At 44.2% G+C, this 21,922-nt stretch carries 21 protein-coding genes and 2 tRNA genes; 17 read left to right on the plus strand and 6 right to left on the minus strand.

All coding sequences use genetic code 11. The features are described from left to right. Window positions 1-48: 48 nt before the first annotated feature. The 3 genes from FEFB_RS00885 to FEFB_RS00895 form a co-directional block, all read right to left on the minus strand. Window positions 49-699 carry an NAD(P)-dependent oxidoreductase gene (locus FEFB_RS00885; protein WP_047974372.1) on the minus strand — a complete coding sequence of 217 codons (651 nt, stop codon included), beginning with the start codon at window positions 697-699 and terminating at the stop codon, window positions 49-51. Window positions 700-922: 223 nt separating this feature from the next. Further along, a complete protein-coding gene (locus FEFB_RS00890) occupies window positions 923-1,723 on the minus strand; it encodes a sulfite exporter TauE/SafE family protein (RefSeq protein ID WP_047974373.1) in 801 nt (266 codons plus the stop codon). A 625-nt stretch (window positions 1,724-2,348) separates the two neighbouring features. Beyond that, window positions 2,349-2,432, minus strand: a tRNA-Leu gene (locus FEFB_RS00895). Between the two features lie 268 nt (window positions 2,433-2,700). On the opposite strand from FEFB_RS00895, the gene serC reads away from it, so the two are divergent. From serC to FEFB_RS00915, 4 genes are all read left to right on the plus strand, one after another. After that, on the plus strand, window positions 2,701-3,792 hold the full coding sequence (serC, locus tag FEFB_RS00900) for a 3-phosphoserine/phosphohydroxythreonine transaminase (protein WP_047974399.1): 1,092 nt from the start codon (window positions 2,701-2,703) through the stop codon (window positions 3,790-3,792). Then, the gene (locus FEFB_RS00905) at window positions 3,786-4,961 is read left to right on the plus strand and encodes a 3-phosphoglycerate dehydrogenase family protein (RefSeq protein ID WP_047974374.1); all 1,176 of its coding nucleotides are present in this window, start codon (window positions 3,786-3,788) and stop codon (window positions 4,959-4,961) included. The genes serC and FEFB_RS00905 overlap by 7 nt, the downstream gene beginning before the upstream one ends. Before the next feature lie 16 nt (window positions 4,962-4,977). After that, a complete protein-coding gene (locus FEFB_RS00910; protein WP_047974375.1) occupies window positions 4,978-5,466 on the plus strand; it encodes a phosphatidylglycerophosphatase A in 489 nt (162 codons plus the stop codon). Between the two features lie 75 nt (window positions 5,467-5,541). Further along, on the plus strand, window positions 5,542-6,267 hold the full coding sequence (locus FEFB_RS00915) for a YebC/PmpR family DNA-binding transcriptional regulator (RefSeq protein ID WP_047974376.1): 726 nt from the start codon (window positions 5,542-5,544) through the stop codon (window positions 6,265-6,267). A 128-nt stretch (window positions 6,268-6,395) separates the two neighbouring features. Here the strand turns inward: FEFB_RS00915 and FEFB_RS00920 are convergent, their stop codons facing one another. Continuing rightward, window positions 6,396-6,857, minus strand: coding sequence for a flavodoxin domain-containing protein (locus FEFB_RS00920; protein ID WP_047974377.1), 462 nt, complete (start codon window positions 6,855-6,857; stop codon window positions 6,396-6,398). 594 nt (window positions 6,858-7,451) lie between these two features. On the opposite strand from FEFB_RS00920, the gene thrS reads away from it, so the two are divergent. The 7 genes from thrS (at window position 7,452) to FEFB_RS00955 (ending at window position 15,549) form a co-directional block, all read left to right on the plus strand. Continuing rightward, entirely contained in the window at window positions 7,452-9,410 is a 1,959-nt protein-coding gene (thrS, locus tag FEFB_RS00925; RefSeq protein WP_047974378.1) for a threonine--tRNA ligase, read from the plus strand. A gap of 97 nt (window positions 9,411-9,507) precedes the next feature. Beyond that, complete coding sequence (locus FEFB_RS00930; RefSeq protein ID WP_047974379.1) at window positions 9,508-10,866, plus strand: amino acid permease; 1,359 nt, start codon at window positions 9,508-9,510, stop codon at window positions 10,864-10,866. A gap of 212 nt (window positions 10,867-11,078) precedes the next feature. Continuing rightward, window positions 11,079-11,738, plus strand: coding sequence for a VTT domain-containing protein (locus tag FEFB_RS00935; RefSeq protein ID WP_047974380.1), 660 nt, complete (start codon window positions 11,079-11,081; stop codon window positions 11,736-11,738). 75 nt (window positions 11,739-11,813) lie between these two features. Beyond that, window positions 11,814-12,374 (plus strand): hypothetical protein, encoded by a 561-nt coding sequence (locus tag FEFB_RS00940; protein WP_047974381.1) that lies wholly within the window; start codon window positions 11,814-11,816, stop codon window positions 12,372-12,374. Beyond that, window positions 12,371-13,762, plus strand: coding sequence for a nicotinate phosphoribosyltransferase (locus FEFB_RS00945; protein WP_047974382.1), 1,392 nt, complete (start codon window positions 12,371-12,373; stop codon window positions 13,760-13,762). Before FEFB_RS00940 ends, FEFB_RS00945 begins: the two co-directional genes overlap by 4 nt. A 233-nt stretch (window positions 13,763-13,995) precedes the next feature. Beyond that, entirely contained in the window at window positions 13,996-14,853 is an 858-nt protein-coding gene (locus FEFB_RS00950) for a fructosamine kinase family protein (RefSeq protein ID WP_200898272.1), read from the plus strand. 90 nt (window positions 14,854-14,943) lie between these two features. After that, complete coding sequence (locus FEFB_RS00955; protein WP_047974383.1) at window positions 14,944-15,549, plus strand: ECF transporter S component; 606 nt, start codon at window positions 14,944-14,946, stop codon at window positions 15,547-15,549. A gap of 120 nt (window positions 15,550-15,669) precedes the next feature. Here the strand turns inward: FEFB_RS00955 and FEFB_RS00960 are convergent. After that, window positions 15,670-15,742: transfer RNA gene (locus tag FEFB_RS00960), tRNA-Arg, on the minus strand. Between the two features lie 160 nt (window positions 15,743-15,902). Here FEFB_RS00960 and upp point away from each other — a divergent pair. Together upp and FEFB_RS00970 are read left to right on the plus strand one after the other, a co-directional pair. Further along, window positions 15,903-16,532, plus strand: coding sequence for a uracil phosphoribosyltransferase (gene upp / locus FEFB_RS00965; protein WP_047974384.1), 630 nt, complete (start codon window positions 15,903-15,905; stop codon window positions 16,530-16,532). A 12-nt stretch (window positions 16,533-16,544) separates the two neighbouring features. After that, window positions 16,545-17,957, plus strand: coding sequence for a D-alanyl-D-alanine carboxypeptidase family protein (locus FEFB_RS00970; RefSeq protein ID WP_053068898.1), 1,413 nt, complete (start codon window positions 16,545-16,547; stop codon window positions 17,955-17,957). 41 nt (window positions 17,958-17,998) lie between these two features. Here FEFB_RS00970 and FEFB_RS00975 read toward each other — a convergent pair whose 3' ends face one another. Then, the gene (locus FEFB_RS00975) at window positions 17,999-18,352 is read right to left on the minus strand and encodes a hypothetical protein (protein ID WP_047974385.1); all 354 of its coding nucleotides are present in this window, start codon (window positions 18,350-18,352) and stop codon (window positions 17,999-18,001) included. Between the two features lie 160 nt (window positions 18,353-18,512). Between FEFB_RS00975 and map the strand changes: the two genes are divergently transcribed. The 4 genes from map to FEFB_RS00995 all read left to right on the plus strand — a co-directional run bounded on the left by map (window position 18,513) and on the right by FEFB_RS00995 (window position 21,841). Then, a complete protein-coding gene (gene map / locus FEFB_RS00980) occupies window positions 18,513-19,301 on the plus strand; it encodes a type I methionyl aminopeptidase (protein WP_047974386.1) in 789 nt (262 codons plus the stop codon). Between the two features lie 49 nt (window positions 19,302-19,350). After that, entirely contained in the window at window positions 19,351-20,724 is a 1,374-nt protein-coding gene (locus FEFB_RS00985) for an RsmF rRNA methyltransferase first C-terminal domain-containing protein (protein ID WP_047974387.1), read from the plus strand. Window positions 20,725-20,849: 125 nt separating this feature from the next. Continuing rightward, window positions 20,850-21,191, plus strand: a complete 342-nt coding sequence (locus FEFB_RS00990; RefSeq protein ID WP_047974388.1) for a cysteine desulfurase — start codon at window positions 20,850-20,852, stop codon at window positions 21,189-21,191. Then, window positions 21,188-21,841 carry a histidine phosphatase family protein gene (locus FEFB_RS00995; protein WP_047974389.1) on the plus strand — a complete coding sequence of 218 codons (654 nt, stop codon included), beginning with the start codon at window positions 21,188-21,190 and terminating at the stop codon, window positions 21,839-21,841. Before FEFB_RS00990 ends, FEFB_RS00995 begins: the two co-directional genes overlap by 4 nt. Window positions 21,842-21,922 lie beyond the last annotated feature (81 nt).

The following is a 21,922-nucleotide window of genomic DNA, read 5'->3' on the forward strand; positions in this document are numbered from 1 at the left end:
GCCCCGAAATTTTAAAATTTCGGGGCCTTTTTGTTAGTAAATTATTGATTAGTGGTTCGCAACGGTAAAGCGTTGGTTAGGGTGCTTTGGTTCGTGGTATTCGGCCACTAAGACGTTGGCAAGTGTATCACTTGTCACGACTGATTTTCCTTCATTGTTGGTCAAAAGATCATCTTGCCCGATTAATGGCTCTGGATCGGCAGGGCCAGCAATGAACTCCATGGATGGTGAAATACCAAACCAAGAAACATTATCAACATTTTTCAAAAAGTCGAGTTCAAGAACCTGGTTGGCTGGACCGCTGACCCATGCCTCTGATCCTGGAATTTTCTTTAAATCGTCAAGCAAGAGGTGGCGGTCAGCTCCGGTATGAAGTGAAGCGGCGCCCAGAATAAAGGCCAGGCGTGGCTTTTCTTGTTCACGGACGAGGTGAACAAGGTGGGCAGCCAAATCAATCTGCAAGAAAGCCTTGGTTGGAGCCGAGAAAGAATCGACAACAACGTCAAATGCTGCAAGGTCGTCCTTTGTTAAGTCAAAGGCGTCTTTTTGCAATGTGCTAATGGCTGGAAACTCCTTTTTCAAATCAGCAAGCTTTTCGGTTGACCGACCGTTGGCAGTAACCTCATCGCCAGCAGCCAATGCTGCCTTAACGGTTGCTGAACCCGCCATCCCTGTTGCGCCAATAATTAATACTTTCATGAAAACTCCTTCCGATGCTGAACGTTTGTTGGTCATTTTGACCTGAGTGATTGATTATCCTAATTGTATTTTTAAAAGATACAACACTGTTATTATATCATACAACCTAAATTCATTATAGGTCTAATAGCTGATTTCACCAATGGAGCTGGTGGATTTTGATGACAGAAAAAAGAGCTGACCAATAGTTGGTTAGCTCTTTTGGAGGCTGTTGATTTAATTTTTAGAAGTAAGCCTTCACGAAGAGGTCGACGGCCAACAAAACTGCTAAAATACTGACAATGATTTTTAATGTCTTATCTGGGATAATGCGGACGATTTTTGGACCAATATAGCCACCGATGAAGAGGCCGATTCCCATTGGAATGGCCATTTCCCAGTAAATGTGAGAAGAAAAGGCGTAAATCAGGGTGGCAATCAAGTTTGATGCACCAAGAGAAACGTTCTTGACCGCATTGTAGGAGGAGAAGTTCATCGTGGTTGTGGCGGAAAGGATGGCCAAAAGCATCACACCACCGGCTGCACCGAAGTAACCACAGTACATTCCAACCAACAAGATGGCGATGGAAATCACCGTCTTATAGACTGGTGAATGGGCATCGTTTTCCATTGATTCATCGCGAGTCAGATTGAGTGGGTTTGACTTTGACTTATTGATTTGTGAGAAAAGGAGTAAGCCAGCAAGCAAGACAAAGAAGGGAACAATCTTAGAAAAATAGGAAGCTGGTTGTGATAAAAGCAACCAGGCACCGACAATCGATCCAAGAATTGTTAATGGAAAAATTTTAATCAATTCTTTTTTATGGCTGGTTAATTCCTTTTTGGAAGAAAACATCGAACCGAAACCAGTCATCACGAGGGCAGCGGTGTTCGTGACATCAGCGAAAACTGGTGGAATACCGACTGCTAAGAGTGCGGGATAAGAAACAAGGGATGCCAGCCCGGCAGTGGTACTGACGATTCCAGCTAAGATTCCCATCGGGAGAAGGAAAAGGAAGGCTTGTAAATAATGATCTGTTATCATAAAAAAGAAGAACTCCTTTGAAATATTTTTATTTTTTTGTAAAATAACAAAATTAATAATTAGGTGGAAAAATGTTAGAAAAACTAACAAGAATAACAGTTATGAGTATAGAAGTTTCCCGACAGAAAAGCAATTCTGGCGGCAAAGTGTTTTTTTTTTTTTAAATAGAAATCACGGTTTTGTGATTTTTTCGTCCTTGTTTGTCGGTTGGGTTTCAGTGGATAAGGAGAAGATAAGGGGAAATGAGGGCAAAATTTAAAATAGTAGTTAGTCGGTGATTGCCTATTTAAAAAAGCCAATATTTAATGATAGAAGTAGGTATTGATGTTGCTATTTGCAAAAATCTTTCAGAATTTCAAAATAGAAATGTCAGTCGGAGTTTTAATTAAGAAATTTTTTATTTAGGTGGCATACTATTTTGAAGTCAAATAACTATACCAATCTGACGCAAAACTGCCACACGAACTCGATTGCCGCAAAAGTGTCACAAAATGACCAAAGTATTGATAAAAACGTCAAAAACACGTCTGAAAAAATTAGTTTTAAGCGCAACGAAAAAGCCCGATAGATCGCATTTAAACGATGATATCGGACTTTTTATACGTTTGTTAAATTATGCTTAGAATGCCGATGACAGGAATCGAACCTGCACGGTGAAATCACCATACCGACCTGAACGGTACGCGTCTGCCAGTTCCGCCACATCGGCAACAAACAAGTAAAATTATACCTTGGATAAGCCCTAATTACAAGTCTTGACTTTAATTAAAATTTTCTTAAAATGGATACTAATCGAGTAGAAGTAGGCCCGCAGGTATTGGGACTTACCAACGATTGATGGACTACAATCAGCCGCTGGCGTCTGAACTTTTAAGTTTACTGTGTGTCTTTCAGTTTTTTTATTTTGACCGTATTGGGCACGGGGCGCTAGAGGGCACCTTGTGCTTTTTTTGTTGGTGAAGAAGGAGGAAAAAACGTTGAGTAGCTATAATTTTTCGGCTGGGCCTGGGGTCCTGCCGAGCCCGGTGATTAAGCAGATTCGAGAGGACTTGGAAAAGGAAGAAAATTCACACTACAGTATCTTAGAGATTTCTCATCGTAGTGCCAAGTTTGATGAAATTATTCACCATGCAGAAGACCGTCTGCGTCAGTTGATGGACATTCCAGATGATTACGCTGTTCTCTTTATTCAAGGTGGGGGATCCTTGCAATTTGAGATGTTGCCCCTTAACTTGGCAAATCAGAAGAATAAGATTGCGGTCTTAGATTCCGGTAACTTTGCCAATAAGGCAGCCAAAGCGGCTCAGGCAGTCGGCAAAGAGGCAACCATTGTTGCGAGTTCAAAGCAAGACCGTTACCGCTATTTGCCAGAGTTACCAGCTGATTTTGATGCAGTAGATTATGACTACCTCCACATTACCACTAACAATACGATTGAAGGCAGCACCTACCACCAGGATAATTTGCCCAAGACAACGGGACACTTGGTGGCGGATATGTCTTCCAATATCTTAGCCGAACCCTATAATGTGTCTGATTTTTCAGCCATCTTTGCTGGGGCCCAAAAGAACCTGGGACCTGCCGGCGTCACGCTAGCCATCGTGAAAAAGGATTGGCTCGCCGAGCAAAAAATTGAAGGCGTTGGCCCGATGATGCGTTACCAGTCATACATCGACAAGGATTCGATGTACAATACGCCACCTGTCTTCAGTATTTATGCCCTCAGTCTTGTTCTGGATTGGGTTTTCGAACAGGGTGGTGTCAAGCAACTTTACCTAAATAACCAAAAGAAGGCCAAGCGCCTTTATGATTATTTAGATCAGTCTGATTTTTACCAAGTGCCTGTTTCCGGTGAAGGACCGTCGTTAACGAATGTGGTCTTCACGACTGGAGACAGCGACTTGGACAAGAAAATCAGTTTGCAGGCTGATCAAGAAGGGCTGCACAACCTGGCAGGTCACCGTTCGGTCGGTGGCTTCCGGGCATCCCTTTATAATGCACAGCCAATAGCTGCAGTCGAGGCGTTGATTACATTTTTGGAGAAGGCGGAGAAGGAACACAAATCATGAACATTAAAACGTATAACGCGATTAGTCACACCGGTTTGGACTATTTGAAGGACCGTGGTTACGAGATTAACGGTGATCAGGACCCCGATGGTATTTTGTTGCGCTCACAAGATTTACACAAGGAGCCAATTCCTAAGTCAGTGAAAGCCGTTGTTCGTGCCGGGGCCGGCTTTAATAATATTCCGGTGGCCGATTTGTCCAAGCGGGGAATTCCGGTCTTTAATACCCCCGGTGGTAACGCCAATGCGGTTAAGGAATTGACGGTGGCCGCATTGATTATGGCGGCCCGACCAATCGTGGGTGCGATTAACTTTTCTAACCAAGTTCGCGGTGGCGATGTTTCGCTGCGCACGGAGGCAAATAAGGGTGGCTACCGTGGTACGGAGTTGTATGAAAAGACGCTTGGTGTAATTGGCCTTGGAAACGTTGGTTCTAAGGTTGCTAACATCGCCTTGGCTTTTGGCATGAAGGTGATTGGTTACGATCCAGGTCTGAATGCTAATACTGCCTGGCGTGTTGACCGGCACATTACGCATGCCAAAAGTGTCGATGAAGTCTTGCAACAGTCTGATTTTGTCACGGTCCACATTCCTTATACGAAAGAAAACCACCACTTTATCGATGCCGACAAGCTGGCAGAAATGAAACCAAATGTGGCTTTGATTAATTTCTCCCGTGGTGGCATTGTCGATGATGAAGCCGCAGTGAAGGCATTGAATGCCGATAAGCTGCGGATGTTTATTACTGATTTTAGTAGTGAAGTTTTGTTTGATAACGACAAGGTGATCATCACGCCACACATTGGTGGATCAACGGTTGAAGCGGAGGATACTTCTGCTTTGATGGCGGCCAAGCAATTAGACGACTATTTGACCAGTGGAAATATCGTGAATTCCGTCAATTCCCCAGATATCAACGAACCATTTACGACCAAGTACCGGTTGGGCGTGTTGCACAATAACGTGCCAAATATGATTGGACAAATTACGAAGGTCGTTGGGGAACTGGACTTAAACATTGAAGAATTATCAAACCGAGCAGTTGGCGACTATGCTTATACCCTTTTGGCGCTAAATCAGTTACCATTAGGACAAGAGGACAATATTGTCGATAACCTAGCAGCCATTGAAAACGTTTTGAACGTTGAATTGTATCAGAACCAGGATTGAAGGGGAGAATTAAAAAATGACAGAAGCACTCCAACAAGCAGCCATCGATAAATTGATTGCCCGTGGCGTGACGCTGCAGGACGTCTTTGAAGGAACAGAAGCCTTTTTGATTGAAAAGTTTCATGATGAAGTCGATGGGGAAGCCCTCGACAAGGCGATTAACCGCGTGTTGCACAAGGATGAAGTCGCCGACATCATTTTGACGGCCATCTTCTTGGATGAACAAGCTGTTTTGATGCCCGACTCAGAGCCATTGAAGGCTCGGTTGAAGCGCGATGCCAATGGCCACAATGTGGATGAAATTTTAGCAATTGGGATTACCCAACAATGCTCAGCTGCGGCAACGGTTCATTATGGACGTTTGGATGATGAAAAGCCTGGTTTGATTGGTGAAATCAATGATCGCACCGACACTGTTAACGTTTATTTGGACGATATCTTGGCGGCCCTGATTTCATCTGCTGCGATGACTTACCTAGAAGTCCTTGGCGGAAACGACTACTAATCGAATTTTCCCTGGTTAATTAATGCAATTTTTGTTACAATAAATTGTATTTTAATTTTTTAAGGAGAAGACACAATGTCAGGACATAGTAAATGGCATAACATTCAAGGTCGTAAAAACGCCCAAGATGCTAAGCGTGGAAAAATTTTCCAAAAGCTTGCGCACGACTTATATGTTGCAGCAAAGGCTGGCGGTGCTGATCCAGAAATGAACGCTTCATTGCGTTTGGTTGTTGACAAGGCCAAGGCAGCTAACATGCCCAAGGATAACATCCAACGAGCTTTGGACAAGGCCTCAGGTGCCGGTGGCGCCAAGTTCGAAGAAGTAACTTACGAAGGTTATGGAACAGCTGGAGTGGCCGTTTTGGTTGAAGCTTCAACTGATAACATTAACCGTACGGTTTCTTCTGTTCGTAACTCATTCAAGCACTTCGGTGGCTCATTGGGAACTTCTGGTTCAGTTGCTTTCCAATTCGACCGCAAGGGTTACTTGGCCATTGACCGGTCAGAAAACCCTGATTTGGATGAAGACACGATTTTGGAAGCAGCATTGGAAGCAGGCGCTGAAGATGTGCAGACTTCTGATGAAGCATTTGAAATTTACACAGAACCAAGCGATTTCCAGGCTGTTGAAGCTGCTTTGACAGAAGCTGGTTACGAATTCGCTGATGCTGAAGTTTCAATGATTGCTCAAAACCCAATGGCGATTTCTGATGAAGATCGCGAAAAGTTGGATAGTTTGGTCGACGAATTGGAAGAAAACGAAGACGTTTTGGCTGTTTATACAACTGCTGAAGACTAATTTGACTTTCAAAGCCAATTAAAAAGGCAAGCCAGCTAAGGCTTGTCTTTTTTCTTGACTTAATAGTAGAGTAGTGTAGTGTTCGTTAATTTTAAATCGTTGCTAACTCTTTGAGCGCTGGTCATTACTTATTTTTGCACCTGGGCTAATGCGGTCTGAACTAGGGCCGCTAATTTCTCGCGATCCTGGTCACCAGGATAGAGGTTAATTCGGGTGAGTTCACCGGCACGCTTGGCACCGGTCTTTTGAAATTGTTCGTCAAAGGAGTCAAGCGCTAAGCAATAAAGGTCACCGTAGAAAGTGTCACCAGAGCCGGCTAAAGCATAGGTGAAATCAGGTAAGGCCACGTCAGCGAGGTCGTCAAAATAGTCGAGACCTTCATCGGGGAGTGAACCCTCATCGTAAGTGTAGGGGACAACAAAACCAAGATCAAAGTCTTGTAATTCTTCTGGCTCAGTTTGGGAGATTTCGCTTTTCTTAACGGAAACCCCCTGGTTCTCTAATTCTTCAACTAAAATATCGGCAACGGCTTCGTTGTTACCGGTGATTGTGGCAAAAACGACTTGGGCTGTGAGATTTGCTGCAGGCATTGTCTGCCTCCTTTGGGTATGAGATTTAGTATCATTATACAAAATTTACTGGGGCTCTGTTTGAACAAAAGAATAACAAAGCTGATTTAAAAGACTGGTAATTTTAAAATCCTTGTCTTATAATAGTCACAAATATGAGGAGGACGTTTGATATGGCATTGAATAAAGACCAAGTTGCAGCCTTGCAAAACGTTTATGATAACGGCATTTTAGACCACGATGACAAAGCTCGCCAAGCACTGGCCCAGGTTTTGGCTGACGCGAAATAATTGATATTTTTTTTTGGTCGTGTTATATTTAATCATAGAAATTGCTGATGAGGATAACTTGGGTTAGCAAGTCCTGATAGAGAGCTTACGGTTGGTGGAAGTAAGCAGGGCCCTAATTTTTTGACTACCTCTGAATGGCTAACGAGTAGGAATTGAAAGTTAGCCCGGGTGACACCGTTAGCTGTCTCAAAGACCCAGGTATTGATTTTATCTGGAAATTGGGTGGTACCACGGTGACACGTCCCTTTGTGCAAACGCACAAAGGGACTTTTTTTGTCCCTAATTTTCCAAATCAGCAATTGAAAAAAGAAAGAAGGCAATCATAATGGCAGAAATTACATTAAATTTCCCTGATGGCGCTCAGAAGTCTTACGAGGCTGGCATCAAGCCCATTGAAGTTGCAAGTTCAATTGCAAAGTCATTGGCAAAAAAGTCTGTTTCAGCAAAGCTGAATGGACACTATGTTGGGATGAATGATCCATTGACCGAGGGTGGCGATTTTCAATTAATCACCACTGCGGACGAGGAATCATTGGATATCCTGCGTCACTCGACCTCGCACTTGCTTGCCCAAGCAATGCGTCGCTTGCCAAAGTTTGCTCATGCACACTTCGGAGTTGGTCCATTTATTGAAAACGGCTTCTATTATGACACTGATAACGGTGCCGGGAACCAAGTTTCTGTGGAAGATTTCCCAGAAATCGAAGCGATGATGAAGAAGATTGTTAAGGAAGACTTGCCAATCTTGTCACACGAAATCAGTCGTGCGGAAGCCTTGGAAACTTTCAAGGACGACCCATACAAGGTGGAATTGATTAATGATTTGCCTGAAGACGAGCCAATTTCAGTGGCCGTTCAAGGTGAACACATTGAATTAGACCGTGGTGGTTTGGTACCATCAACTGGTTGGATTAAGCACTTTAAGTTGGTTTCTGTTGCCGGTTCATACTGGCGTGGTCAATCAGACAACGCCGTTTTGCAACGTGTTTATGGAACGGCCTTCTGGAATGCCGAAGACTTGGAAGCTGATTTGCAACGTCGGGCCGAAGCCAAGGAACGTGACCACCGTAACATCGGTCGTGACTTAGACTTGTTCTTCACGAGCCAAAAGGTTGGTTCAGGCTTGCCAGTTTGGTTGCCAAATGGGGCAACGATCCGTCGCCAGGTAGAACGTTACATCGTTGATAAGGAATTGGCCAACGATTACTTGCATGTTTACACACCAGTTTTGTCAAACTTGAACTTGTATAAGACTTCAGGTCATTGGGATCACTACCGTGAAGACATGTTCCCACCAATGGACATGGGGGATGGCGAATTCTTGGAATTGCGTCCAATGAACTGTCCTTCACACATTTCAGTTTACCAACACAAGCCACGCTCATACCGTGACTTGCCATTGCGGATTGCAGAATTGGGCATGATGCACCGTTATGAAAAGTCAGGGGCCTTGACTGGTTTGTCACGCGTCCGTGAAATGACTTTGAACGATGGGCACACTTTCGTAGCACCAGACCAGTTGGAAGAAGAATTCAAGTCAATCTTGAAGATGACGATGGCTGTCTACGAAGACTTTAACATCACGGATTACCGTTTCCGTTTGTCATACCGTGACCCTGAAAACACTGCTAAGTACTTTGACGACGATGAAATGTGGGAAAAGTCACAGGCACAGTTGAAGCGGGCTATGGACGACATGGGCTTGGATTACTTCGAAGCACCTGGTGAAGCGGCCTTCTATGGTCCTAAGTTGGACATTCAAACAAAGACGGCCTTGGGTGGTGAAGAAACATTGTCGACCATCCAATTGGATTTCTTGTTGCCAGAACGCTTTGATTTGACTTATGTTGGTGAAGATGGTCAAGATAATCACCGCCCAGTGATGCTTCACCGTGGTATTGTTGGGACGATGGAACGTTTTACGGCCTACTTGATCGAAATGTATAAGGGCGCTTTCCCAACATGGTTGGCACCTTTGCAAGTTCAAATTATTCCTGTTAACAACGGTGCTCACGGTGCCTATGCTAACAAGATTAAGCAAAAATTGCAGGAAGCCGGCTTGCGTGCTAACGTCGAAACCAAGGAAGCCAAGATGGGCTACTTGATTCGTGAAGCACAAACCAAGAAGGTACCATATACGTTGGTCTTGGGTGATGATGAGCAGGATAACCAAACGGTTACGGTTCGCCGCTATGGCCAACAAGAAACCGAGAAGATGTCGGCTGATGCCTTTAAAGACTTAGTCTTAAAAGATGTTGCCAATTACTCTCGAGTAGCAGAATAATGTAGTAACCAACAATCGGTCCACTTCTTGGTGAATCGATTTGTTGTTTGTAAGAACGTTTTTGAACGCGAAATTAAAGGATTAAAAGAGATAAATCATGTCTTCAGAAAATAACGGAGCTCTTGAGGGAGATAAGGGGCTCAGTAACCGTCACGTTCAGCTGATTGCTATTGGTGGAACGATTGGAACCGGACTTTTCATGGGTGCCGGGGATTCAATTCACTTTGCTGGACCAGCAATTTTGCTGACGTATGCCGTTATTGGCTTATTAATGTTTGTTGTGATGCGTGCGATTGGCGAAATGCTTTATGCTGACCCAACGCAGCACACGTTTATTGCCTTCATGTCAAAGTACTTGGGCAAGAAAACCGGAACTTTTGCTTCCTGGTCTTATTGGTTGACTGTTGCCTTCATGGGAATGGCCGAATTAACAGCGATCGGAAAGTATGTTCAGTTCTGGTTTCCATCATGGCCAGCCTGGCTAATTCAAATTGTGATCCTCGTGATTTTAACTTCAGTTAATTTGATTGCGGTATCATTGTATGGTGAAGCTGAATTCTGGTTTGCGATGATTAAAATTGTGGCGATTTTGTCACTGATTGCTACCGGAATTATCATGCTGTTAACCGGCTTTAAGACAAGCCAAGGAACGGTTTCGGTTAACAACTTGGTTAGTCACTTCTCACTGATGCCAAATGGTGTCGGTAACTTTATTAATAGTTTCCAGATGGTCATGTTTGCCTTCGTTGGAATGGAATTTATCGGAATGACAGCAGCCGAAACAAAGGATGCTCGCAAGGTTTTGCCGAAGGCAATTAACCAAATTCCTTTCCGAATTTTGTTCTTCTACTTGGGTGCCCTGGCAACCATCATGGTCATCTACCCATGGCAACAGATTCCTGCTAACCAAAGTCCCTTTGTGGCAGTCTTTAAGTTAGCTGGTGTTAACTGGGCCGCAGCCCTGGTTAACTTCGTTGTTTTGACCTCTGCTGCTTCTGCTTTGAACTCTGTCATTTTCTCAGCCTCACGAAACTTCTATTCATTGGCTGTGGAATCAAAGAGCAAGGTCTTGAAGCCCTTTACCAAGATGTCAAAGCACAAGTTGCCTGCTAACGCTGTTTTGATTACCGCAGCTTTGGTGGCTTGTTCAGCCATCATTGCCGTTTTGCCACAAATTTCGGATGCCTTTACTTTCGTTACTTCCGCCTCAACCGATTTGTTTATCATGATTTATGTGTTGACGCTGGTAACATACTGGCAGTATCGTAAGTCAAACGACTACTTGAAGGACGGTTTTTTGATGATTGCGCCAAAGTTCTTTGTGCCAATCGCCATTATCGGCTTTGTCTTGATTTACCTGACGTTGTTCTTTAATCAAAGCGCAATGGTACCCGCTATCGGTGCTACCATTTGGTTAATTGTCTTTACGACTGTCCAGGCCTTTAAAAAGGCCTAACGCTTTTTGATTCGAAACGAGACTAATTTTACCTTTGAATTCTGAAAATAAATCAGAAGCAACTTAGATTTGATTGGTATCGTGATTAGATTAAAAGCGTATCCTAGTAAGAAAGTAGAACCTGTCAACAACCACCACCCAACAGGCTTATGCTTGTTGAATGTCACTGGCTAGTACAGCGTGATGCTGGGCCTTACAAAACGGAGAAAAGAATGAGTAGCATAATTGATTTTACCTTGCACATTGATGCCCATTTGGCAAACTTGGTTTCCCACTTTGGTATCTGGACCTATTTGATTTTATTTGTGATTGTTTTGATTGAAACTGGGGCAGTGGTTTTGCCGTTTCTACCAGGTGATTCATTGCTATTTGCTGCTGGTGCCATTTCGATGACACCAGCCGGCCAAGAAGCCGGTTTGAATCATTGGGTCTTTATGGTTGTCTTCTTTATTGCCTCCGTTGTTGGGGATTCCATGAACTATTGGATTCTTCGGACTGGCGGGCGCGAGTTGTTAAATCATCGGCCGTTTTCAATTATGATTAAGCCCAAGTACATTGAAGAGGCAGAACAGTTCTTTGCCAAGCGTGGCGCAATGGCCATTATCTTAGGCCGCTATATTCCAATTGTGCGAACGTTCGTCCCTTCTGTGGCCGGTTTATCAAAGTACGGTTTCCGTAAGTTCCTTGAATATACCATGATTGCTGCACTTTCATGGACCTTCATTGCCACCGGTGCCGGCGCTTTGTTTGGAAATATTCCATTTGTGCGCGAACACTTCTCATTGATTATTATGGGGATTGTTTTGGTTACGTTGTTACCTTCAGTTATCGGCGTAGCTCGGTCATTAATGAAAAAGCAACAGCAACAGTAAAAAAATTAGTTCTCAAGCAGGTGCGACACTCGTCGACCTGCTTTTTCTTTGGTCAAAACTTGCTATAATAAGAACATGAATAATTTTCGAATTTTACAACAACTAAGTCAACAAAGCATCGAGCAAGTTGGAGCAGCGACTGGGCTGCAAATCAGTGATTTACAGGCCTTTGCTGATGGGCAAAAGGAGTTAGCGATAGCTGATTTGGAACGGCTCTGCCTTTACTTTTCACATTGCTTGGATCAATTGGGTAGATCCAATCAGGCCAATCTGTCAAAACATCCGATTCATATTCGGCTGACAACGGATTACCTGTTAAATCTGGGCATTAGCCTTTCAGACTGGATTTCACTGCAATGGGCCTTGGAGGGCAATTGGGCTGGTGAAAAGCTAGCTGTGGGCTTCTTCACGGCAGACCAGACCCTGGTTAAAGTCGTTGAAAATTCAGCTGATTTTACCAAGGCCTTTGCCGGTTACCTCATTTTGGCCCTTGAGGGTGAATTTACCCCCTATATTGATGAAATCCATGACAATGTTCATTATGATTGGCGGATTTTACGATATCGGTCGCAGGCTAATTTTCAAGATATTACGAATCAACTCGCCAACACGCCATTAAAGGAGATTGAAGCATGACCACTAATTTGATTTTAGCAACTGACGCCTACAAGCTGACTCACCATTTGCAGTATCCACAAAACATCGATAAGTTGTATTCCTATGGGGAAGCTCGGATTGGTGGCAAGTACCCAACTGTATCCTGGTTTGGGCTCTCGATGATTCTTCATGACTATTTTCAAACGCCAGTGACAGATGAAATGATTGACGAAGCGGAGCGGGTTTCAGAAGAAACTTTTGGGACTAAGGAATACTTTAACCGTGAAGTTTGGGAAAAGGTCCGCGATTTGGGCTATTTTCCGGTTAAAATTAAGGCCCTGCCAGAAGGAATGGAGGTTCCCGCGGGCAATGCCTTGTTCACATTGGAGTCAACTCGTGATTGGTTTGCCACTTCGCTAAATGCTTTGGAATCACTATTGATGCATGTTTGGTATCCAACGACGATTGCGACCAATTCGATGTATATCAAAAAGCGTTTGTTACCGCTGGTTGAAAAAACGGGAACAACGAGTTCATTGCCTTTGATGGTCAATGACTTTGGTTTCCGCGGTGCAACGGGCGTAGAGGCCGGTGCTCAAGGTGGTGCCGCTCATTTACTGCACTTCCGTGGTTCAGATAACCTCTTGGCTTCAAACTATTTTGAACACGTGTACGGTGTAACTGGTCGGGCTTTATCAATTTGGGCAACGGAGCACTCGGTGGCAACTGCGTACGGTCCTGGCGAAGGGGAGCTGAATTACGTCAATGCCCAATTGGATCGAACTCCGGATGACGCATTGGTTTCCATTGTGATTGATTCCTACGATACCTTTAATTTTGTTCGAAACGTCATTGGCTCTGAACAAATGGTGGAGCGGATTAAGAACCGAGCTGGTCGGGTGGTTCTGCGTCCCGATTCGGGTGACCCCGAAACAATCGACTTGGCCGTTTTGGACCTTTTGGCCGAAATCTTTGGCACAGAAGCCAACGATAAGGGTTATAAGGTCCTGAAGCACAATGTTGGTCTGATTCAGGGCGATGGCATGAAGGCCGAAACGATTATTGCACTATACGAGGCTTTGATTAAGCATGGTTGGTCAACCGACAACTTGGTAGTTGGTTCTGGTGGTGGCTTGCTCCAAGAAGGCTTTACTCGTGATACTGAACGCTTTGCTATCAAGGCGGCCTATGCTCATACCACCGATGGCCAGAATTTGGTTATTCAAAAGCAGCCAAAAACGGATCCATCAAAGGCCTCGAAGGCTGGTTTGCAAAAGGTGGTGGCTGATGAAAAAGGTCGAATTCACACGGTTAGTGTCGATGAACCAGGAGAGGATTTGTTGAAAACGGTTTATGAGGATGGCCAATTAACAATTGAGGATGGTCAAACGATTGTTGATCGTGCTGCTGGTGCCGATTTACTATAAATTTGGTTGATTTCCAACCAGACCATTGAGGCCAAATTTGTGAAATTAATTGTTGCTACTGTAATAAATGTGGTACAGTTAAGTCACGAACAACAAAGGAGGAACCTGATGGTCGAAGTTGTGTGGCAGACATTTTTACCAGTTACTTATCAGACTTTACAGGCCCCTTTTTTCTCAAAAAACAGTTTTCCTTTAATGGAAAACTGTTTTTTTATTTGATTTAGGAGGATACGATGGCAGCAGCAGTTAGTAAAATCAGCATGGATTTCATCACCCGATTAAATTTGCAAAATCCCCATGACGTGAAGCCCGTTAATGGTGGGGATATAAACGCAACCTACTCACTTTATTCGGGTGAAAAACGGTACTTTTTGAAGGTTCAACCTAATCAAGACCGTCATTATTTTGACCACGAAGTGGCTTCTTTGAAGGCTTTGAGTGAATGGGTTAAGGTTCCTAGGGTTGTCAAGCAAGGCGAAAATCAAGGAAGCGCTTATCTGTTAATGAATTGGATTGAAACCGGTTCGAACAATCAATCGGCTTTGGGAGAAGCGTTGGCTAAACTTCACTACGCGAAAGGAAAAGCCTTTGGTTTTGAGGTCAATGCGGATAATGATTATTTCCCAAAAAATAACACCTGGTCAAGCTCATGGGGAGAGTTCTTTGTCCATCAACGCTTAGAACCTTTGATGGCCTTAGCGAAGAAGAAAGCTTTATGGTTAAATCAGCGTGGTGATCACTTTGAAAATCTCAAGAAAACGATTTTGGCAGATGACCATGTGCGCCAGGTAGAACCATCGCTGTTACATGGTGACTTGTGGGCCGGGAACTTTATGTTTGATACTAATGACCAACCAGTATTCATCGATCCAAATTCTTTCTACGGTGACCGTGAATATGATTTAGCCGTGTCGAAAGTCTTTCCCGGTTTCAATGAGGACTTTTATAGCTCTTATGAAGCTGCTTATCCGCTAGAGGATGGCTATGAGGACCGGTTCAAGTGGTACGAGTTTTATTATGTTTTGCTTCACTTTGTTCGCTTTGGTGACATCTATGCACCACGATTAAATCGCTTATTGATCAGTTTCTAAGTTGCACATCATGACTAGACCAATTTGTTGACATCTTTTCAGGCAGTCTGTATAATTTCTTGGACGTCCAAAGCGAGGAGAAAATCAGCTATGTCAACAATGAAAACGAAGCGTTTTGTGGCGACAACAGTCTTTGTTGCCATCGTACTATTACAAAGTTTCGTGCCATTCTTAGGATCCTTACCACTAGGAGCATTCATTATTGGTGCCTCAGTAACGATTGTACCGATGACCGCCGTTTTGGCGGGAATTTTACTTGGCCCGCGCTCAGGGTTAGTGGTCGGCCTCTTTTGGGGGCTGACTTCTTGGGTTCGAAATTTGATGCACCCTGGAACCATTGGTTCACTGATTTTTTCGAACCCAGTGACGGCTTTGGTGCCACGACTAATGGTTGGGCTTTTGGCCGGATACTTAGCTGGCCTAGTGCTGAAAAAGACGCGGTTGCCTTGGTGGGGATTCTTCCTCCTTGGCGCTTTCGGTGCTTTATTGAATACCGCTTTAGTCATTTTGAGTACAACAGCGGCCTTTAAACTCTTCCCGGTTAGTGGAATGGGGATTCCACATGCCCATCTGTTTACCTGGTTAGTGGGTATTCTTGGTTTTAATGCCGGTTTTGAAATGATTGCAAACGGCCTGTTAGTACTCTTGATTGGTCGAGTTCTTTTGGCTAAGTTGCCAAACTTGCGCCCCGAATAATTCTGATTTTTGTGCAGCCATTTATATGGCTGCTTTTTTAATGCACCAATGACTGTTACTAAGCAAAAAAGAACTTAATCCAAAGGAGGGTTAAGTTCTTTTGTTTGGTTTTTGAATGAATGCGCCTACCCAGACTCGAACTGGGAGCAAAGACTTAGGAGGTCCCCGTTTTATCCCGTTAAACTATAAGCGCGAACTCTATTATTATACAAAAAAAGAGAGGGGCTTTCAATTTAAATCAGAACAGGACGTGGGTTAAGGACTTATTTTTAAAAAGATTTAAGTGAGCATCTGGTTTTTGCTATAATGGTTGTGAGTTAAATTCACAGTTATTTGGAAAGCGAGTTACAATCATGGGACAAGTCGTTGAAGTAAACCATCCATTGATCCAACATAAGTTGACAATCATTCGTGATGAGAAGGTGGGAACAAAAGACTTTCGAGCATTAGTCGATGAATTGGCAATGTTGTTGACCTATGAGGCCAGTCGCGATTTGCCACTGGAAGAAGTTCGGGTGAAAACGCCAATTCAAGAAACAACTAAGAAACAATTAGCTGGTAAAAAATTAGCTGTTGTGCCAATTTTGCGTGCTGGTTTGGGAATGGTTGATGGTATCTTGCAATTGATTCCAGCTGCTAAGGTTGGTCATATTGGGATGTACCGCGATGAAAAAACACTGGAACCAGTGGAGTACTTCATTAAATTGCCTGAAGATATTGACCAACGAGAAGTGCTTTTGGTTGATCCGATGTTAGCAACTGGTGGATCAGCTAAGGATGCGATTTCTGCTTTGAAGAAACGAGGCGCTGAACAGATTAAGTTGATTACCCTTGTTTCATCACCAGAAGGCATTCAAGCGGTTACTTCTGCTCACCCTGATGTCGATATCTACACGGCTTCGATTGATGAAGGTCTGAATGATGATGGCTATATTGTTCCCGGTCTTGGGGACGCAGGGGACCGTCTCTTTGGTACGCACTAAAAAGTTAATTAAATGATGTGGAAACGAAAGCAAAAACATGATGAAGACGATGCCTTTGTCCGACCGTCTTCCCGATTAGCTCTTTTTCAAAGGAAAGCTAGAGCTGATTTTACAACGCAAAAAAAGATGGCGATAATGGGTGCCATGTTGGTACTAATACTATCGCTTTTTCTGACGGTTGCTGCGCTCAAAAATAATGTGCAAACACAACCCGTTGGCCAAGCACGGACAGCCTTACCGATGACGCTGCAGGTTGCTGCCAGAAATGCGATTGTGATTGATGCAAAAACGGGACAAGTTCTTGGTGAAAAGGGAGCTGACAAGCAAATTGGCATTGCCTCCCAAAGCAAGATGTTAACCGCTTATGGGATTTTGCAAGGAATAAAAAAGAAACGTTTTACCTGGGACAGTCTGGTGACGATTACTCAGCAGTCTGACTGGTCTCAAAAGGACACCGCAACTTTCTCTCACCTAGAAATTTCTGCAGGCCAGAAGATAGCCGTAAAGGAACTTTTTGCGGCGATGTTTACCTCAAGTGCTAATGATGCGGCTCTGGCGTTGGCTGATTTTGCCAAAGAACAAAATCAGACGCAACAACAGGCTCTTGAAGGCTGGGCGAAGGATTTGAAGTTAACTGGATCAAAGTGGTATAACGCTGCGGGTCAGGTTAACAAGGATGCCTTTGACTATCAGGTTAAAAATACTGATCCAAATGCAGAAAACACTGCTTCTGTGAAACAGCTGGCCATTTTAGCCTATCAAATAATTCGAGAAGATCCGAATATCCGCTCTTACTATGAAAAGCGGGGCTTGGTTTACCATCCGTCGGCAAACGAAACCAAGATTAAGCTAACGGAAGGGGCCAAGTTTGACCAGGAAATCAAGGCAAAGCTTTCGAATTCCAAAAACTTGATCTTTGAAGGGTTGAAGACTGGATCAACGCCGGCATCAGGTGGTGCCCTAACTGGCTTAATTAAAGATCAAAGCGGTCATGAATTTATTACGGTGGTTTCTGGCGCTGGTCGTTACACAGACCAGGTGCAACGCTACCAAAATACGATTGATGTAGTCAACCAAGTGCTTGACCACTACACACCTGTTACCTATCAAAAGGGGCAGGCGGTGACAAAAAATCAGTTCAAGAATAAAAATTTGGCTGGTGGTCACCAGAACCTAGTCATTGGGCAAAGCAGGACTTTTTGGTTAACGAAGGGGCAAACTGCAGTTGGCTACCAAAGGCCAAGTCGTCTGCAATCGACTGTTACCAAAAAGGGAGCGACAGTCCTGACGGCTCAGCCAACCTTGAAGGCCAAATTCTTGCCGGAGGTGAGTGCAAAGGAACAAACGCTTCAGCTAGTTAATCAACAAACTTATCATCTTGGGCACTGGTGGCAAAAGATTTATCACTGGTTGAAGTTCTGGTAAGCATAAAAAAAGGGAGCCGTTTCGGGCTCCTTTTTTACTGCTTAATTTGCTTGGTCGATACCGGCACGTTCCTTTAACTTGGTCAATTGTTCATCCAAAGAATCATCAGCAGCAGTCTTTGCTTGTTCTGATTTTTCTTTACCGGCTTCTGAAAGTTCGCTGGCCTTTTGCTTGCCAGCTTCCGAAAGTTCGTTGGCCTTTTGCTTGCCAGCTTCCGAAAGTTCGTTGGCCTTTTGCTTGCCAAGGGAAACGAGTTCTTCACCCTTTTGTTTGCCGGCTTCGGTGAATTCGTTGGCCTTCTTTTTCAAATTAGCCATCCGATCGTCATCCTTCAACAAAAGATAAGCGAGGGCGGCATTACCAAAGAGGGAAGCGCCCAATAAAAAGTTCTTCATAACGGTATCTCCTTTATTTGTTATTCTTAGCTCCATTATCGACAAGTGACTAAGGAATGTCAACCAATATTACAAAAAAATGTCAAAAGCGACAAGGACTCAAAAGGCCTCGGAAAATGATATAATGATAATAGTTTGACATTGGAAAAAGGGGTAACTGATGATTAGTTTGAAGTCACCGCGAGAAATTGCGGCCATGAAAAAATCCGGTGCAATTATTGCCGGAATGCACTTGATGCTGCGCGACTTTATTAAGCCGGGTGTAGATACTTGGGATATTGAGTTAAAGTGTAAGGCTTACATTGAAGACCATGGTGGGGTGCCATTGCAAATTGGTTTTGAAGGCTTTAAGTATGCAACGACGATTTCGGTCAATAGCGAAGTCGCCCATGGTCTTCCTCGCAAGGGTTTGAAATTAAAAGACGGTGATTTGGTGAAGGTTGATACGGTTGTTGGCTTAGATGGGGCCGTTTCGGACTCAGCATGGACATACGCCGTTGGCAACGTTTCACCCGAAGTGAAAAAATTGATGGAAGTTGCAAAGAAGTCACTGTATTTGGGCATTGATCAGGCAGTGATTGGTAACCGGATTGGTGATATCGGTTGGGCAATTCAGGATTACACTGAAAATCAGAATGGCTATGGCGATGTTCGCCAATACATTGGCCACGGTGTTGGTCCAACGATGCATGAAGATCCACAGGTTCCTCATTATGGTAAGCCAGGCCATGGTCTGCGTCTCAAGGAAGGAATGGTTATTACCATTGAACCAATGATTAACTTGGGTGGCTGGGAAGTCGAAACCGATGATACGCCTGAAGATGGTTGGACGGTTCGCACTTTGGACGGTTCATGGTCAGCTCAATATGAGCATACTTTGGCAATTACCAAGGATGGCCCAAAGATTTTGACTAGCCAAGACGAAGTAGAGGATGCCAAGTATTTGTAATTACTTTGGTTAATCCGTGCAAATCACATGTAAAAAGAAAGAGAGCCCAATGGACTTACCGCAAGCCTTTATTGATAAATACCAAGACCTGCTCGGGAGTGCCAGTGGGCCTTTTTTGCAGGCACTCCAAGAACCTGGACAAAAGGGTTTTCGGATTAACCCATTGAAGGCCCAGCAGGCACCAAGAGACTTATCGCTGAATAAAAAAGTCCCTTATGGTCAATGGGGGTACTTTGGCCAAGTGGCCGGCAAGGGGATTGATCATTTAACTGGTTTAGTTTATTCACAGGAGCCATCGGCTCAATTTGTTGGCGAGGTGGTAAACGCCAAACCAGGTGAAACAATTTTAGATTTGGCAGCTGCCCCAGGTGGTAAATCAACTCATATTGCTAGTCAGCTTAACGGTCAGGGATTGTTATGGACGAATGAAATTTTCTTTGCCCGCGCCAAAATTCTGTCCGAAAACATTGAACGTTTTGGCGTTAAAAATGCTATAGTTTCCTCGATGGATGCCAGCGACCTCGCTAAGATATTACCGGCATACTTCGATAAGGTGCTCCTTGATGCTCCTTGTTCGGGTGAGGGGATGTTTCGTAAGGATCACGATGCTATCCAGTACTGGTCAGCTTATTATCCGACGGAATGCGCCATTCGCTCCCATGAAATTTTGGAATCAGCGGTCAAGCTCGTTCGACCTGGCGGAGAGCTGATTTATTCAACTTGTACCTTTGCACCAGAGGAAGATGAGCAGACCATTGCTTGGTTGGTCAAACATTATCCGGAGTTTACCATCGAAGCCATTGACCGGCCAGCAGGGACTGGCATTCAGGCAGGACGACCCGAATGGGCTGACAACAACCCTGATTTAGCAAAGACTGCCCGTTTATGGCCGCAGGATTTACCTGGAGAGGGGCACTTTGTCGCTCGGTTGAAGAAGGCGGAGCTGGCGGAGGATGAAAGTCCTGTTAAGGTACCAAAGGCACAAAAGCCAAGCAAGATGTCTCAAGCCGATGTGACCTTGATGGAACATTTCTTTCAGGAATCATTGCCAGGCTTTGACCTTGATGAAAGTCGGTTAAGAACGTTCGGCGACCGAGTATTCTTGTTGCCGGTGGAGTGTCCTGATTTGGGCAAGACAAAGGTTTTGCGAGCAGGCTTGTGCCTCGGTACCCTCAAGAAAAATCGGTTTGAGCCAGACCATGCTCTGGCTTTGGCGGTTAATCCAAGTCAGGCAGGTAAGCAGGTGTATGACCTGGATGCCCATGAGGATTTGGCCACTTATATCCACGGTGATGTGATTAATACAAAAGTTGACCTGCAAAAGGGCTTTGTGTTGATGACCGCCAATGGGAATGGGCTTGGCTGGGCTAAGTTTGTGAATGGTCAGTTGAAGAACTTTTTCCCAAAGGGATTGCGCTACTGATTTTGAGGCGGCAGGGTGGAGGTTGCAAGAATGTCAATATTGGCTGCTAGTATGATGTGCCTACCCAGACTCGAACTCGTCTTAGAAATTAGCTAAACTAATAGAAGCTTGTAAAGGAGAAAATGATGGCTTTTGCAAAGTCTGTGACCATCCCAAACGATGGTACGTATGAAATTGATCCGCAAATTAAAAAATTTGCCTTATTGGACCTTGGTTTTTTGACGAACAATGCCGGTGCATTTGTTCTAAAACGACCATTGCAGCCAGACTTACCAGTCAATCAATCAATTAAGTTGAAGGTCACGGTCAGCAAGGATTTAACTGGCTTTAAGATGGTTGTGGTTTCAGCTGGAGATGTTGCCCCAGTTGACATCTTTGCTCGCGCTGATAAGGACGAATTGGTGAAGATTTATCGCTACTACTTACAAGAATTAGAAGACCGGCAGGTATTAAAAAAGCAATCATGACAACTTTTTATTTCGTCCGTCACGGACAAACTGAATGGAATTTGGAACGGCGCTTTCAGGGGGCACAGGGGGATTCTCCACTTTTGCCTGGTTCGTATGAGGATATGAAGAAGGTTGCTGGTTTCTTAAAAGATAAGCACATTGACCGAGTTTACGCCTCACCGCTACCAAGAGCCAAGGTGACTGCCGAACGTATCCAGGCTGATTTACCAAATGAGCCTCGGCTTTCTTTGCACTCGAACATCGTTGAGGTTGGCTTGGGTGAATGGGAAGGCCAGGCAATGGCTGACGTGCAAAAAAACTATCCGGAAGCTTATGATGTTTATAAGAATCACTTGGAGCGTTTTGAAGGCCAGGGCTTTAATGGTGAAGGCTACACGAAGGCGGTCGCTCGTTTTCAAAAGATGATTCAAGAAATTGTTGCTAATTATCCGGATGACGCCGTTTTGGTGGTTGCCCATGGGTTGATTTTAACCTTTGGGATGACGAGTCTACTGGGCATTCCTCGTGACCAAATCAGGTCATTGGGCGGCTTGTCGAATACATCAACGACAATTATTGAAACAAAGAATGGCCGAGATTTTGACTTGGTAAAATGGAATGAAACCAGTTATTTGAACAAAGATCAGGATGCCGGTACGACGATTTAAGTTGGTGAACCGCTTTGAATTTTGGCCAATTAAAACTGGCACCGCTCTGATAAGAGCGGATACATAAGATGGTGAAGGTAC

The sequence above is a fragment of the Fructobacillus sp. EFB-N1 genome (assembly GCF_001038455.1).
In the GTDB taxonomy this organism is placed as follows: domain Bacteria; phylum Bacillota; class Bacilli; order Lactobacillales; family Lactobacillaceae; genus Fructobacillus; species Fructobacillus cardui.